General features: G+C 66.2%; 12 protein-coding genes. 1 reads left to right on the top strand and 11 read right to left on the bottom strand.

The window, feature by feature from the left end:
• The first annotated feature begins 49 nt into the window (after nucleotides 1-49).
• Nucleotides 50-1894 carry an extracellular solute-binding protein gene (locus ACSQ23_RS19530; protein ID WP_436091591.1) on the top strand — a complete coding sequence of 615 codons (1845 nt, stop codon included), beginning with the start codon at nucleotides 50-52 and terminating at the stop codon, nucleotides 1892-1894.
• 217 nt (nucleotides 1895-2111) lie between these two features.
• Here the strand turns inward: ACSQ23_RS19530 and ACSQ23_RS19535 are convergent, their stop codons facing one another.
• The 11 genes from ACSQ23_RS19535 to ACSQ23_RS19585 form a co-directional block, all read right to left on the bottom strand.
• Nucleotides 2112-3776: a urocanate hydratase gene (locus tag ACSQ23_RS19535; RefSeq protein ID WP_436091592.1), complete on the bottom strand. Its 1665-nt coding sequence runs from the start codon at nucleotides 3774-3776 to the stop codon at nucleotides 2112-2114.
• Between the two features lie 178 nt (nucleotides 3777-3954).
• The gene (locus ACSQ23_RS19540) at nucleotides 3955-5082 is read right to left on the bottom strand and encodes a DUF917 domain-containing protein (protein ID WP_436091593.1); all 1128 of its coding nucleotides are present in this window, start codon (nucleotides 5080-5082) and stop codon (nucleotides 3955-3957) included.
• Between the two features lie 151 nt (nucleotides 5083-5233).
• The gene (locus tag ACSQ23_RS19545) at nucleotides 5234-6475 is read right to left on the bottom strand and encodes a Zn-dependent hydrolase (RefSeq protein ID WP_436091594.1); all 1242 of its coding nucleotides are present in this window, start codon (nucleotides 6473-6475) and stop codon (nucleotides 5234-5236) included.
• A 157-nt stretch (nucleotides 6476-6632) separates the two neighbouring features.
• Entirely contained in the window at nucleotides 6633-7976 is a 1344-nt protein-coding gene (locus tag ACSQ23_RS19550; protein WP_055885170.1) for a dihydroorotase, read from the bottom strand.
• An 8-nt stretch (nucleotides 7977-7984) separates the two neighbouring features.
• Entirely contained in the window at nucleotides 7985-8734 is a 750-nt protein-coding gene (locus ACSQ23_RS19555) for an ABC transporter permease (protein WP_055885167.1), read from the bottom strand.
• Nucleotides 8731-9669: an ABC transporter ATP-binding protein gene (locus ACSQ23_RS19560; protein ID WP_055885164.1), complete on the bottom strand. Its 939-nt coding sequence runs from the start codon at nucleotides 9667-9669 to the stop codon at nucleotides 8731-8733. The genes ACSQ23_RS19555 and ACSQ23_RS19560 overlap by 4 nt, the downstream gene beginning before the upstream one ends.
• On the bottom strand, nucleotides 9662-10849 hold the full coding sequence (locus tag ACSQ23_RS19565; RefSeq protein WP_436091595.1) for an ABC transporter permease: 1188 nt from the start codon (nucleotides 10847-10849) through the stop codon (nucleotides 9662-9664). Before ACSQ23_RS19565 ends, ACSQ23_RS19560 begins: the two co-directional genes overlap by 8 nt.
• Nucleotides 10850-11042: 193 nt before the next feature.
• A complete protein-coding gene (gene osmF / locus ACSQ23_RS19570; RefSeq protein WP_055997095.1) occupies nucleotides 11043-11951 on the bottom strand; it encodes a glycine betaine ABC transporter substrate-binding protein OsmF in 909 nt (302 codons plus the stop codon).
• 93 nt (nucleotides 11952-12044) lie between these two features.
• Nucleotides 12045-13547 (bottom strand): aromatic amino acid lyase, encoded by a 1503-nt coding sequence (locus ACSQ23_RS19575; protein ID WP_436091596.1) that lies wholly within the window; start codon nucleotides 13545-13547, stop codon nucleotides 12045-12047.
• A gap of 115 nt (nucleotides 13548-13662) precedes the next feature.
• Nucleotides 13663-14457 carry a creatininase family protein gene (locus ACSQ23_RS19580; RefSeq protein WP_436091597.1) on the bottom strand — a complete coding sequence of 265 codons (795 nt, stop codon included), beginning with the start codon at nucleotides 14455-14457 and terminating at the stop codon, nucleotides 13663-13665.
• A gap of 90 nt (nucleotides 14458-14547) precedes the next feature.
• Complete coding sequence (locus ACSQ23_RS19585; protein ID WP_436091598.1) at nucleotides 14548-14937, bottom strand: RidA family protein; 390 nt, start codon at nucleotides 14935-14937, stop codon at nucleotides 14548-14550.
• Between the last annotated feature and the right edge of the window lie 33 nt (nucleotides 14938-14970).

Raw genomic sequence — 14970 nt, forward strand, 5'->3', positions numbered from 1 at the left:
CCCTGACGCTAAGCTCCGACAACACGTTCTCCCCCGAATGGAGGCCCACATGCGCATGAAGTTCGTCGCCCTCACCCTCGCCGCGCTCCTGGCGTTCAGCCCAGCGATCGCCCAGGAGAAGGTCTGGCACCATGGCGGCTCGCTGATCGGCGAGCCGAAATACCCTGCGGGCTTCGAGAAATTCGACTACGTGAACCCGGATGCGCCGGTGGGCGGCGTGGTGCGGCTGAGTTCGATGGGCGGCTTCGACACCTTCAACCCGATCCTGCCGCAGGGCGAACCCGCCGACGGCATTGGCCTCGTGTTCGAGACGCTGACCACGCCGTCGCTCGACGAGAACTCCACCCAGTACGGCAACCTCGCCGAGGCCTTCAGCTACCCCGACGACTTCTCCTCGGTCACCTTCCGGATGAACCCGCGCGCCAAGTGGGCTGATGGTGAACCGGTCAAGGCCGAGGACGTGGTCTGGACCTTCAACAAGGTCAAGGAACTCAACCCCAGCCAGGCCAACTACTACGCCAACGTTACCAAGGCCGAGGTCAGTGCGCCCGGAGAAGTCACCTTCAGCTTCGATCAGACCGGCAACCGCGAGCTGCCCAACATCATGGGCCAGCTGATCGTGTTGCCGCAGCACTGGTGGGAGGGCACCGGCCCTGACGGCAAACCGCGCGATATCGGCCGCTCCACCCTCGAGCCGCCGCTGGGCTCGGGGCCATACAAGCTGGCGAGTTTTTCGGCCGGCACCTCGATCACCTATGAGCGCGACCCCAATTATTGGGGTCTGAAGGAGCCTTTCAACATCGGCCAGAACAATTTCGGCCAGATCAAGTACGAGTATTTCCGCGATACCACCGCCGAGTTCGAAGGCTTCAAAGGCGATGCCTTCGACTGGTGGGACGAGAACCTCGCCCTGCGCTGGCAGAATGACTACACCTTCCCGGCGGTCACCGAGGGCAAGGTGATCAAGGAGCTGTTCGAGAACGCCTATCGCGGCTCGGGCATCCTGGTCGGGTTCGTCCCGAACCTCAGGAAACCACTGTTCCAGAACGAAGCGCTGCGCGAAGCGATGCTCTACGCCTTCGATTTCGAGGAGCTCGACAAGCTGCGCTTCTTCGGTCAGTACGACCGCATCAACTCGTTCTTTTACGGCACCGAGTTCGCGTCTTCCGGCCTGCCGCAGGGGGAGGAGCTGGAGATCCTCAACTCGGTCAAGGACCTCGTCCCCGCTTCGGTGTTCACCACCGAGTACAAAAACCCGGTTAACGGCGACACGACCAAGCTCCGGCAGAGCCTGCGCACCGCCAACGAGATCCTGACCAAGGCGGGCTACACCCTCAATGGCAATCAGCTGGTCGATCCCAACGGGCAGCCGGTGACGTTCGAAATCCTGCTCAACGGCCCGACCATCGAGCCGATCGCCGCCGCCTTCCAGACCAACCTCAAGCGGCTTGGCATCAACGCCACCATCCGCTCGGTGGATTCGCCGCAATATATCGAGCGGGCCCAGAACCGCGATTACGACATGATCTACACCGGCTGGGTGCAGTCGCTCTCACCCGGCAACGAGCAGCGCGATTTCTGGGGCTCGGCCTCGGCGGCGCAGAACGACAGCCGCAACTATGGCGGCATTTCCGACAAGGGCGTCGACGCACTGATCGACAAGATCGTCTTCGCTGATGACCGCGAAACGCTGATCGCCGCCACCCGGGCGCTCGACCGCGTGCTGCTGGCGCACCACTACACCGTGCCCACCTATACGCTGCGCAAATCCCGCATCGCCCGCTGGGACCGCTTCAGCCACCCCGAAACCCTGCCGGAATTCTCGATCGGCTTCCCGACGGTGTGGTGGTACGACGAGGCCAAGGCGGCGAAGACCGGGGCGGCGAAGAACTAGCGTTTTCTGCCGCTACGTTGCGACGAGCTGCTGGTTCGCCGGCTCCTCACCCCCCACCCTTGATCCCTCCCCGCAAGGGGGAGGGTGACGACTGATGGGTTTGCGCAGCAGCCAGAACCAAACTCGATGCCGCACCTCCCCCTCGACGGGGGAGGCAAGCGGAGCTTGAGAGCGAAGCGAGCTAGCGTAGCTCGAAGGGGTGCGCGGAGCCACGATTTCACCCCCGCAGATCAAACCACCCGATCGCCTTCTTCTCCGCCTCATCTACCGCGTCCTCATACCCCGCATCGGCATAGCGCATCACGCCGAGCGAGGTGTCATTGGTCAGCGCGTGCGACAGCCTCTCGTCGCCTGCCTCGGTCCCATCCGCCACCAGCGTCACGCCGGCAGACGTCATGTAGCCGGCATACCCGCCGCCGCCCGAGTGGATCACTACGAGGTCGGCCATCGAGGCGGTGAGCAGCATGGCATCGAGCAGCGGCCAGTCGGCGATGGCGTCGGAGCCGTCCTTCATGTTCTCGGTCATGATGTTGGGGTGGGCCATCGCTCCCGCATCGAGATGGTCACGCGAGAACGCCACTGGCGCTTTCAGCTCGCCGCTCCGCACCAGCGCGTTCACCGCCAGGGCCAGTGCGGTTCGCTCGCCATGCCCCAGCCAGGCGATGCGCGCGGGCAGTCCTTCGAACGGCACGTATTGCCGGGCCAGCCGGATCCAGTTGGTGACGATCTTGTTGTCCGGGAACATCTCCAGCACCAGATCGTCGATGCGCGCGATATCCGAGGCTTCCCCGCTCAGCGCCATCCAGCGGAACGGGCCGATGGCGCGGGCGAATAGCGGTCTCAGATAGGCCTCGGTGAAGATCGGGATATCGAAGGCGTTCTCGACGCCGGCCTGCTTGGCCTGGGTGCGGATCAGGTTGCCATTGTCGAACACTTCCGAGCCGGCCGCCTGGAACCCCAGCATGGCCCGCACATGGTCGGCGATCGAAGCGCGGCTCGCCGCCATCAACTGTCCCTGCCCGTCGACCCGCAGCCGCCGCACTTCGTCTAGGCTCATGCCCTTGGGGACGTAGCCGTAGACGAGATCGTGCGCGCTGGTCTGGTCGGTGACGATGTCGGGGATGATGCCGCGCCGGAGGATTTCCGGATAGACCTCGGCCGCATTGGCGACTAGCCCCACCGACAGCGCCCGCTTGTCGCGCACTGCCGCGGCGATCATTTCGAGCGCCGCATCAAGGTTCGGCGCGATCTCCTGGAGATAGCCGATCTCCTTGCGGCGTTCTGCGCGCACCGGGTCGACATCGACGTCGAGGATCGCCGCGCCCGCCATGCGCCCGGCCAAGGGCTGCGCCCCGCCCATGCCGCCCATCCCGGCGGTGAGGATGAAGCGCCCGGCGAGCGAGCCGCCGAAGCGCTTCTCGGCGATGCGCATGAAGATCTCGTAGGTGCCCTGGATGACGCCCTGGCTGCCGATATACTGCCACGCCCCGGCGGTCAGTCCGCCCCAGGCGATCAAGCCCTTTTTCTCGAGCTCGTAGAACACCTCGGCCTTGGCCCATTGCCCGACGATGTTGCAGTTCGCCATGATCACCAATGGCGCCTGCGCATGGGTCTTCAGCAGCCCGATCGGCTTGCCCGACTGGATGACCAGAGTCTGGTCCTCGTCCATTGTGGTCAACGCCTCGACAATCTGCCGATGCGCCGCCCAGTTCCGCGCCGCCTTGCCGAGCGCCGCATAGACGATCAGCTTTTCGGGGTCCTCACCGACGGCCAGCACGTTCTCGAGCAGCCGCAGCAACGCCTCCTGCCGCCAGCCTTTGGCGCGCAGGACCGGACCGGAGGGAATGGGGAAATTCGGATGGCGGGGATTGGGTTTTGGCATGGTGGGCGAGCTTATCGTGGCTACCGCTCGGGGGGCCACCCCTCATCCGCCCTTCGGGCACCTTCTCCCACAAGGGGAGAAGGGTCCGCCACCAGCACCTCAGTCGGGCCTTCTCCCTTGATGGGAGAAGGTGGGCAACGCCCGGATGAGGGTGGGGCAACGTGCTCAGAACCGGAGGCTAAGCCCAGCCCTTCCGAGCCTTCTTCTTCCGCTTCACCCCATCAAGCGCGTATTTGGCCAGTTCGATCCCCATCGCCTTTTCGACCGGCGGATAGACCGCCGGGTCGATCACTGACGATGACAGCGGGATCACCTTCTTCGGCACGTGCAGCACGAAGACGAACATGCCTTCGCGCAGTTGCCCGGCGCTCAGCGGCTGGCCGGCCGCATCGAGCGTGGCGATCACGTCAGGGAAGGTGGCGAGCCGGTTGCCGCCGGCATCGTCGATCGCCATGTATTCGTTCATGGTGTGGATGGTGACGGCCTTGTCGCCTTCGCCCAAGACGAACCGGCCGATATCGAAGGCTTCCTTGGTGTAGACGAGATCCTTCTTCGTCACCGCGCCCTTCACCAGGATAGTGCCGCCGGTCGCCTTGACGATGGCGTCGATTATCGCAGAGCCGCCCTTTTTCTCGGCCGCGATGATCGCTTCGCCAAGGCTCAGCGCCAGTGAGATGCCGCCGAGCGCTGCGTTGCGCTGCACATATTTGGCGCGCAGCGGGTTGCGGCAGGAGGCGATGAAGCCACCCGACATGTCGGCCGCGGTGCGGAGGATCGGCGAGATCTTTGCTGTCGCGCCCTTCACCACCAGCTCGATGTAGCGGTTCTCGGCGCGATTGCCGCCCACGGCGGTCTGGATCATCTTCTTGGGGCTGCCGGCCATGCCGATCGAACCCATGTCGCCGGTCGGGTGGGCGCGGATATCGCCCACCGCGTCGACCACCTTGGTGCCGAGGATGGCGCTCGGCAGCCAGGCATTGAGCGTCGAACTTTTGCCGTTCTGCCCGATCATCAGGCCGCGGACCTTGTCGCCCAGCGCCTTCTCGAGCAGCTTCACGGCCTTGACGTAATCGACGCCGCGCATCTCCCATGGTGTGGTCGAGGCCGGTGCGCCAATCGCGGCCGCAGTCGCCACCCAGTCGCGCGGCTCCAGCTCTTCGATATCGACCAGCTCGGGCTTGCCGACGCTCACCGCCGCAAGCCCAAGCATGCGGCCATGATCAGCCCAGCCCCCGCCGCCGGCGGCATAGACGGAGCCGCCCTTCACCGCGGCTTCCACATCCTTCTCGGTCAGTACGCGACCCAACTTGCTACTCCATCACACCCAAAGGCCCCCTCACCCGCCGCTTCGCGGCGACCTCTCCCCCAAAGGGAGAGGTGTTCGGAGGCACCACCTGGCCCCAACGTCACTTCTCCCCGGGGGGAGAGGTCGGCCCGCAGGGCCGGGTGAGAGGGCCTTACTTCAAGTCGCGGTCAAGGCGCTTCACCGCCTCCAGCAGCACGGCGGCGCCCAGCGCCACGTCGGCCGTTTCGGCATATTCTTCCGGCGTGTGGCTGCGGCCACCGAGGCAGGGGATGAAGATCATCGCTGCCTTGGTCACCCGCGCCATCCAGGCCGTGTCGTGCCCGGCGCCCGATGCCATACGGCGATGGCGCGCGCCCACGGCCACGGCTGCCGCGTCCAGCGTATCAAGCACGAACGGATCGCAAGGCGTTGGCAAATTGTCGGAAATGGTCAATGGCGGCTCTATCGCCACCCCAGTCGCGGCGGCCGTGGCGTTAACGAGTACGGTGAGTTCGGCGATGAACCGCTCCATATCCTCGCGGCGCTCGGCTCGCGCATCGATCAGCAGCCGGGCTCGTGACGGCACGACGTTCGCTGCCCCGGGTTCGATCGAGAACTCACCGACGGTCGCAGCGAAATGGAACTTGCCCCTGCTGAGCAGCGTGCCCAGTTCTTCGATCCCCAGCACCAGCCGTGCCGCGGTGGTCAGCGCATCCTGGCGCGAGCCCATCGGGGTGGTGCCGGCATGGTCGGCCCGACCGTTCACCACCAGTTCGATCCGGGTGATCCCAGCGATCGCCGTGACCACGCCGATATCGAGGTGGCCATCTTCCAGCACCGGCCCCTGCTCGATATGCAGTTCGAGGAAGGCGGCGATATCCTCGCGCTTCTCGATTTTTCCGGGATTGCCGCCGACCTCGGCGATCCCCTCGCGCAGGGTGAACTGGTCGACCTCGCGATCCAGCCAACTATCCGGCCGTACACCCGCCATGCCGCGGCTACCGACGCAGGAGACGCCGAAGATCGACACCTCCTCGGCGAGGAAATCGACGATCTCCAGGTCATGCTGCAGCTGTACGCCTTGATCGCCCAGCGCCCGCGCTACTTCCAGCGCTGCCGATACTCCGGCGATACCGTCGAACCGACCGCCATCGGGCACGGTGTCGGAGTGCGAACCGAGCATGATGGTGCCCCTGCCGGCGCGACCGCGCCGCCGCCCGATCAGGTTGCCGGAGGCGTCGATCCGCGTCTCCAGCCCGGCGGCTTCGAAGCGCCGGACGAGCCACTCGCGGCCGCGGAGGAACATCGGAGTGAAGGCGCGGCGGGTGTAAGGGCGGCCGGGCTCGGTGATCTCGGCGAGGGTCGCGATATCCTCGGCGATGCGGGCTTCCTGGGTCGGGAGATTGCGGGTCATTGGTGGCACACCGATAGAGACGGCCCCCTCCCATCCTCCCCCATGAAGGGGGAGGTGCCGCATCGAGTGTTGGGCACGATCAAGCCACAGCCTCGGCTCTTCACCTCCCCCTTCATGGGGGAGGCCGGGAGGGGGCCGTCTCTCTCAGTCAGCGTCCTCACGGCCGCACCCACCGCCCTGCCCCCGGCTCGGCCACCGTGGTTCCGTCAAACACCTGCTGCCCGCGCAGCCAGGTGCCGGCCACCGTCCACGGCAGCTCAATGCCGTTGTACGGCGACCACCCCACCACATTGTGCCCGGATCTTGCCGCGTCGTAGACCATCGGGCGATCCACCAGCACGGTGATGTCGGCGTCCTTGCCGGCCTCCAGCGCGCCCTTCTGGCCCAGCCGGAAGTGCCTGGCCGGATTGGCCGCCATCAGTTTGGCCGCCCAGGTCAGCGACACGCCACGCTCCAGGGCACCCTTGACGAACAGCGGCACCATGGCCTCGAGCCCCGGTACGCCGGACGAATTGGCCAGCATGTCCGGGTTGGTCTTCCGATCTTCCGACCAGCTGACGTGATCGGTCGAGACCAGCGTCACATTGCCGGCCGCCACCTGGCGCCACAGCGCCTCGACCTCGGCGCGCGGGCGGATCGGCGGGTTGATCTTGGCCTTGCCGCCCAGCCGGCGGACGTCGTTTTCCTCGTCGAGGGTCAGGTAGTGGATGCAGCACTCGATGGTGGCGCCGAAGCCGTGCGCCCGATAGTCGGCGGCGATGTCGTAGCCGCGGCTCAGCGAGCAGTGCACCACATGGGCGTCGCACCCAGTTTGCGCCCCGGTCTCGTAAATCTGCAGTGTCGCCAGCAATTCGGTCAGCGGCGGCCGGCTCATACCATGCGCCCGCCAGTCGGTGATGCCCGAGGCCTTCACCTTGGCCATGGCGGCGCGGACGCTCTCGTCGTCCTCGTTGTGGACGCCCGCCGTCAGCCCGGTCTTCGCCACCTCGGCGAAGGCCTCGGCGAGGAGCGGCGGCGAGATGCGCGGGAAGCGCACCGGGTCAGTGCCGAAGGTCGAGAACTTGAACGCCGCAACGCCGGCTGCCGCCTGCTCGGCGATGCGGCTCGCACCATCCTCCGGGTTGATGGTGCCATAGAGCGCGAAATCCACCCGGGCCTGCGGCTCGGCATGCGCCACCTTGATCCGCACCGCCTCGGCGGAGCAGACGAGATTGCCCTCGTCATAGGGCATGTCGACAATGGTGGTCACCCCGCCGGCCGCGGCCGAGCGGGTCGACCAGATGAAATCTTCCTGACCTCTCTGGCTCAAGGAGTGGGTTTGCGCGTCGATGGCGCCGGGCAGGATCAGCGCTTTGCCGAGCAAATGCCGCTCATGCGCGTGCGGCGGCGTCCCCTCGCCGACATGCACCACCTTGCCGTCGCGCACCGCCACATAGCCATCCTCGACCACCATGGATGGCAGCACCACCGTGCCGGCGAGGACGAGATCGAAATCGGACATGTTGGCTCCTACGCGTGCTGCCGGCGCTGGCCGGTGCGGGCCATCAGTGCCCGCTCGAGCGCCGAAAGCGCATCATAGATCAGAACCGCCATCACGCCGACCACCAGCCCGCCCTGGGCGATGAAGGCGAGGTTATTGCTGAGCAGCCCGGCGATGATCACCTCGCCCAGCGTCGAGGCCGCGACGGTCGAGCCGATAGTGGCCGTCGCCACCGAGATCACTACCGAGAGCCGGATGCCGGCGAGGATCACCGGCGTTGCCAGCGGCAGTTCCACGCCCAGCAGCCGCTGCCGGTCGGTCATCCCGACGCCGCGGGCCGCTTCGGTCACGGCGGGCGGCAAGGTGGTGAGGCCGGTGAGGGCGTTCTCGAAGATCGGCAGCAGGCCGTAGAGGAACAGCGCCACCAGCGTCGGCGCGGTGCCGAAGCCCAGTACCGGCACGGCCAGTGCCAGCACCGCCACCGGCGGAAAGGTCTGGCCGATATTGGCGAGCGAGCGGCTCAACGGCAGAAATTCGGCGCCGAATGGCCGGGTGACGAGAATGGCGAGACCCACCGCCAGCAACGTCGAGGCGATGGTGGCGATGGCGACGATGGTCAGGTGGCTTACGGTGAGGTTGAGCAGCGAGTTCTGCACGTAGATCGCCGGCTGGCCGTTCTTGGTCAGCGGCTGGAACACCCAGGCGAAGCTCTCCGGCGCGACGATGAACGCCACCAGCAGCGCCAGAACCACCAGCCGGATGATCAGCCCCGGCTTCATTGCGGGCGCTCGGCCTTGTGGGCGATGTCGTCGCGACGGATGCGGCCGATGCTGGCGCCATCGGCATCGACCACCGGCAGCATCTCGCGGCCGGTCCACAGGCACTCGGCATAGGCGTCGCGCAGTGAGGCGTCGGCGGAGATCGGCTCGCCCTGTGCCGGGCCGGGCTCGACCAGGTCGCGGACCTTGCCCAGCGACAGCAGCCGGAACGGCCGCTCGCCGGTGCCGATCAGTTCGGCAACGAACGGCGTTGCCGGCCGGGCGATGATCTCGTCCGGCGGCGCGTATTGCAGCAGCTTACCCTTATCCATCACGGCGATGCGCGAACCGAGATGGATCGCCTCCTCCATGTCGTGCGTCACCAAGACGATGGTGGTGCCGAAGCGCTTCTGGATGGCGAGCAGGTCCGATTGCGCCTTGGCGCGGATGATCGGGTCGAGCGCGCCGAACGGCTCGTCCATCAGCAGCAGTTTTGGCTCGGCGGCGAGGGCCCGCGCCACACCGACGCGCTGCTGCTGGCCGCCGGACAGTTCGCTCGGCATACGGTCGCGAAACTCCGCCGCCGGCAGCTGAAACAGTTCCAGCAGTTCATCGACCCGCGCCGCGATCTTGCCCTTGTCCCAGCCGAGCAGGGTCGGGACCGTGGCAATGTTCTGCCCGACGGTGCGGTGCGGGAACAGCCCGTGCCCCTGGATGGCGTAGCCGATGCGGCGCCTGAGCTCGAAGGCCGGCACATCCCGGGTATCCTGGCCATCGATCTTCACCGTGCCCGAGGTCGGCTCGATCAATCGGTTGATCATCCGCAACAGCGTGGTCTTGCCTGACCCGGAGGTGCCGACGATCACCGCGATCTCGCCGTCGGCGACGGTGAGGCCGACGTGGTCGACCACGGTCAGCTCGAGATAGTCCTTGGTGAGGGCTTCGATCTCAATCACGGCGCGTATCCTTGGGTGAGACCATTTCGACAATTGCGTCCAGCACGACAGCCGCGGCGAAGGCGAGCGCCACGGTGGGTACGGCGCCGAGCAGCACCAGGTCCATCGCCGTCTGCCCGACGCCCTGGAACACGAAGACGCCAAAACCGCCGCCACCGATCAGCGCGGCAATGGTGGCGAGGCCGATATTCTGCACCAGCACGATGCGGATGCCGGTGAGGATCACCGGAAAGGCCAGCGGAAACTCGACGGTCACCAGCCGCTGCCAGTCGGTCATGCCCATGCCCTTGGCCGCGTCATTGGCGGCGGGCGGCACGCCATCGAGGCCGACCACAGTGTTGGCGACCACCGGCAGCAGCGAATAGGCGAACAGCGCCACCATGGCCGGCGCCGCGCCGATGCCAGAGATGCCGACGGCCGAAGCGCCCGGGATGTTCGCTGCCACCCAGGCGAGCGGCGCGATCAAGAGGCCAAACAGCGCGATCGATGGGATGGTCTGGATGGCGTTCAGCACATTGAGCACCGGCGCGCGCCAGGCGTCGCTGCGATGGCAGAGGATGCCGATCGGAATGCCGGCCACCGTTGCCGCGGCGAGCGAACCCAGCGCCAATGCCAGATGCGTTTGCGCCTCGCGCCAGAAGGTATCGCCGCGATTGGCATATTCGCGGAGGATCGAGAGATCGTTCAGCGTGCCCGAGCCGAGCAGCACGGCGAAGAACAGGGCCACCGCCGCCAGCACGCCGATGCGCGTCCACGGCTTCAGCTTCAGCCGCGCGATGGCGTCGGCCGCCAGCAGCGCGAAGGCAAAGATCAAGAGCCAGAGGCCGGCGCCGGGCGAGACGCGGGCGATCTTGTCACCCGGCGGCGTGAGGAAGCTGCCGGCGTGGCCGATGGCGACGAACAGCAGCGCCAGCACCACGAGGCTGGTGGCCAGCCGCCACAGCGTCGGCGTCCGGAACAGCGCGATGCCGATGCCGGCAGCCAGCACAATGGCGAGAACGGCCGCTTCCCAACCCGGAAGCGCGGCGAAGAGGCCCTTGGCTTCCCCGAGCACGATACGGTTGGCGCGGAACGCGGCGAAGGGCAGGAACGCAGCGATGGCAGCAAGTGCGGCGATCAGCACGCCGAGCTTATCGACGGCGAAGCTTCGTGTCGGTGCGGCGATCGCAGCGTCGGTCACCGGTCTCGCTCCATACTCGATGTCATCCCTGCGAAAGCAGCGACCCAACTCGCAGCCAGCGCGGGCTGGGCGATGGGTCCCTGGTTTCGCAGGGATGACAGGCGGTGGTCATTGCCGATGCGCGTCATGCCGAAAACACTAGGGGTGGGCAGTCGTCCTGCCCACCCCCAAAATGCACTGACCGTGCGGCAGCTTACTTCAGGAAGCCGTTGGTCTTCAGCCAGTCGATGGCGACGTCCTTGGCGGCTTCGCCACCGACCTGGATGCGGCCGTTGAGCGTCTGCAGCGTCGCCAGGTCGAGCTTGGCGAATACTGGCTTCAGCAGCTCTTCGATCTGCGGATTGGCCTGCAGCACGGCCTCGCGGATGATCGGCGCCGGCTCGTAGACCGGCTGCACGCCCTTGTCGTCGGTCATCACCACCAGACCCGAGGGAGCGATGCCGCCGTCGGTGCCGTAGACCATGGCGGCGTTGACGCCGTTGGTCTGCTGCGCGGCGGCAGCGATAGTCGCCGCAGTGTCGCCACCGGAGAGGGTCACCAGCTGGTCGGGCTTCAGAGTGAAGCCGTAGACTTCCTGGAACTTCGGCAAAGCGGCCGGGGACGAGACGAACTCGGCCGAGGCGGCCAGCTTGATGTTGCCGCCGCCGGCGATATAGGCGCCGAGCTCACTGAAGGTCGCGAGCTTATTGGCGTCGGCGACATCCTTGCGGACGGCCACGGCCCAGGTGTTGTTGGCAGGAGCGGGCGACAGCCAGACGATCTTGTTGGCGTCGTAGTCGAGTTTCTTCGCCTCGGCATAGGCCTTGGCGGCGTCGTTCCACAGCGGGTCGTCGGCCTTCTCGAAGAAGAACGCGGCGTTGCCGGTATATTCTGGATAGATGTCGATCTCGCCGGCGGTGATCGCCTGGCGCACGACGGGCGTGCCGCCGAGCTGGATCTTCTCGGTCACAGCGACGCCATTGGCCTGCAGCACCTGGCTGATGATGTTGCCGAGCAAGCCACCTTCGGTATCGATCTTCGACGACACGACGACCTGGGCATTCGCAGCGGTCACCGTGAAGGCCAGCGCGACAGCAGCGCCGAGCAGTTTCTTCGAAAGCATGATGGTCTCCTTATTGTTCCGGCCGTGCAGTCCCTGAGCCGGAATTGGCGCCAAACCTATACGGGCGCCAAGGAAAAGTCATACTCCGGCATGCTACGCGACCGGGCCCAGCGCGAAAAACTCGTCCAGTGCAGGAATGGGCGCGTGGGAAATCAGTTCCGCCATGCTCTGTTCCGAACCCAGATCGCTTTCGATGATTTCGACTTCCGCAGAAAGTGGCCGGTCCACCACGTAGAAGGCGGCGTGCTGCCTGACCTTCTCGTAGATCATCGCCGGCACACCGCTCGGACGGTCGCCGTGAATATCCATAGCCTGTGCCGCAAGCAGCCCCTCGAGCGCCGCGAGACGCTTCAGCGCCCGCACCTGGCGCTCGAAACGCTCAACCACCAGCGGCAGGAACGACACCTCGTCCTCGAGCCCCGCCGCGACGACCAGCGATTGCGCCGAGACCGGCATCGCCATCGACAGGGCGCGCGCGAACAGTTCGCCCGCCAGCTTGATGATCGGGCCGAAGCCGGTGGCGATGGCACCGCGCGGCACCAGGTTGATCGGCAGATCGCGCCGGGCGCCGTTCGACAGCAGCACGCAGCGGTTGAACGAGTTCCGCGCCGCGTGGGCCAGCGCCAGTTGCGCCGTCTGCAAGTAGATGGTCACGTCGAGCGGCAGCGAGCCGCCAGAGGTCAGCACCTGCCCGTCGACCACCACCGGGTTGTCATCGGTGCGGCCCGTGGCAGCAAGCACAGTGCGGCCGGCGACCAGCAGCGTATCGAAGCCCGAGCCGAACACCTGCGCCATCATGCGCAGCGACAGCGGATCCTGCACATGGGTGGCATTGGGCCAGTCCCAGCCCATGGCGTTGTGGTAGAGCCAGGCGCCGATCTCGGCCTCCCGCTCGGTCCCTACATGCGCCACTGCCTTCCACGGATCGCGCGACGCGCCGAGCGCCCCGGCTGTGGTGAGGCCGGTGGCGAGCAGCATGCGCATCGCCGAAGCGGCCGAGCGCACCGCCTCAGCGGCGGCGGCAAAGCCCACAGCATTGACGCTGATCGACGCGAGACTATCGCGTGGCGCCATGCGGCAGGGTTGGAGCCCTGCCTCGGCCAGCGCCGCTTCAGCCGACATGCGGCGGTTCTGGTACACCGCCTCGCCGACACCGGTCAGCACGGCGCCGATCTGGCCCATCAACCCGATATCGGCAGTGCCGATCGAACCGGTACGCCGCACCACCGGCACCACGTCCTTATCGAGCAGCGCCAGATAGGCATCGACCAGCGCACGCGAGCAACCGACGCGGCCGGTCAGCGCGGTGTTGACGCGGATCGCCATGGCGCTCCGCACCACGGAACTGGGGAACGGCGCGCCGGTGCCGAAATGATGCGCCCGCACCAGCCCGAGGTTGAAGGTCTCGATCTCCTCGGGCGACCACTCGACATCCTTCATGGCGCCGACGCCGGTATTGGCGCCATACACCGCCTCGCCGCGCGCGATCTTGTCCTCGACCACCTTGCGGGCGACATCGACCCGCGCCATCGCGGCGGCATCGGCTGCGAGAGAGACCGCTCGTGCGCCGACCCGCGCCAGACTCGCAAAACTCATGGGCTTGCCGTCGAGGGTGAGCGTAGTGGTGGGAGAGTGAAACTGCTGCATAGGCTGGGATTAGCGGGTTGCCCGAGGGAGCGCAACTCGACCGAGGGCGTGGGCAGCCACGCCTCTAGTCGTGGCCCCCCGGCAGCGGGTAGCGCTCCACCTCGCGCAGCAGCTCGATGAAGCTGCCGACCGCGGTTTCCACGGTGATCCGCCCCTTGTCCGCCGTCGCCAGATGCGCGTCGCCGGCCGCGCCGAGCGGGTTGATATCGCTGGCGATCCAGGCGTAGCTCGTTGCTCCCGTGGGCCGCATGTATTTGTAGGCCTGCTCGTCGCGCGCCGCGACCGAGGGGTAATCCTGCAGCTTGTCGCGATTCACCAGCTCGGGCCTGAGGTGCATCACCACCGAGGTTTCGCTGTCGCCACCGTGGATGCCGTGGCGGTTCTCGATGTCGGAATAGATGTCCTTGGGCCAGTACTGGCTCCAGCCGGTCTTCACCGCCAGCATGCCGGCACGCACCCGCAGCTCGCGCGCCACGATGTCGAGGATCGAAACGTTGCCGCCATGCGAGTTGACGAACACCACCTTCTTGACGCCGGCACGGGCGATCTCGAGCCCGATCTGCGTCCAGGCATCGATCAGGTTGGTCGCGGTGTGGCTCAGCGTCCCGGTCTGCCAGATGTGCTCGTTGGATTTGCCGATCGCCTGCACCGGCAGGATACGGATGTCGAGGTCGGCCGGCGCGCGCTCAACCAGCAGGTCGAGGTGCCCCTGGTTGATGATGGTGTCGGTCCCCACCGGCAGATGCGGCCCATGCTGCTCGATGGCGGCAGTGGGGAACACCGCGATGGTCTTGTTGGGGTCGATGCCATGGAATTCGAAGGCGGAAAAGTCGTTCCACCAGATTTTGCGGTAGCTCATTTAGGTCTCTTGCAGCGCGAAGGGGGCGACAAATCAAGTACTTGGAGCATTTTTCGCCGTTTGAAGGAAACGGCGAAAATGCCCTCGAAGTCAGCTGGGAATCGCGGCGATCGCCTCGATCTCGACGACGAACTCGGGTCGGGCGAAGCCACTGACGATCATCAGCGTCGAAGCCGGAAACGGTTCGGGGAACAGCTCGTTGCGCACCTTCATGTATTCGGCGAGATGTTCGCGGCCGGTGACGAAGGCATTGAGCTTCACCACGTCGCCGAATCCCATGCCAGCCTCGGCCAGCACGGCGGCGATGTTGTCGAAGCAGACGCGGGCCTGCCCGGCGCAATCGGGGGGAATCGTTCCGTCGGCCCTGATGCCGATCTGGCCGGAGCAGAACACGTAGCGCGAGCGCGAACTGACCTCGATGCCGAGGCTGTATTGTGAGAACGCGGGGTGAATCGATGAAGGCGAAAGCGGCTTATGCACAGGACCCCCGATGTGTATGCTCAGCTAAGCGTC

This window comes from Devosia sp. LjRoot16 (genome assembly GCF_964252795.1).
In the GTDB taxonomy this organism is placed as follows: Bacteria; Pseudomonadota; Alphaproteobacteria; order Rhizobiales; family Devosiaceae; genus Devosia_A.

Bases quoted from the DNA above. Each gene is read 5' to 3' on its own strand.
- ACSQ23_RS19530 (WP_436091591.1), top strand. From the start codon at position 50: ATGCGCATGAAGTTCGTCGCCCTCACCCTCGCCGCGCTCCTGGCGTTC.
- ACSQ23_RS19535 (WP_436091592.1), bottom strand. From the start codon at position 3,776: ATGCCAAAACCCAATCCCCGCCATCCGAATTTCCCCATTCCCTCCGGT.
- ACSQ23_RS19545 (WP_436091594.1), bottom strand. From the start codon at position 6,475: ATGACCCGCAATCTCCCGACCCAGGAAGCCCGCATCGCCGAGGATATC.
- ACSQ23_RS19550 (WP_055885170.1), bottom strand. From the start codon at position 7,976: ATGTCCGATTTCGATCTCGTCCTCGCCGGCACGGTGGTGCTGCCATCC.
- ACSQ23_RS19555 (WP_055885167.1), bottom strand. From the start codon at position 8,734: ATGAAGCCGGGGCTGATCATCCGGCTGGTGGTTCTGGCGCTGCTGGTG.
- osmF (WP_055997095.1), bottom strand. From the start codon at position 11,951: ATGCTTTCGAAGAAACTGCTCGGCGCTGCTGTCGCGCTGGCCTTCACG.
- ACSQ23_RS19575 (WP_436091596.1), bottom strand. From the start codon at position 13,547: ATGAGTTTTGCGAGTCTGGCGCGGGTCGGCGCACGAGCGGTCTCTCTC.
- ACSQ23_RS19580 (WP_436091597.1), bottom strand. From the start codon at position 14,457: ATGAGCTACCGCAAAATCTGGTGGAACGACTTTTCCGCCTTCGAATTC.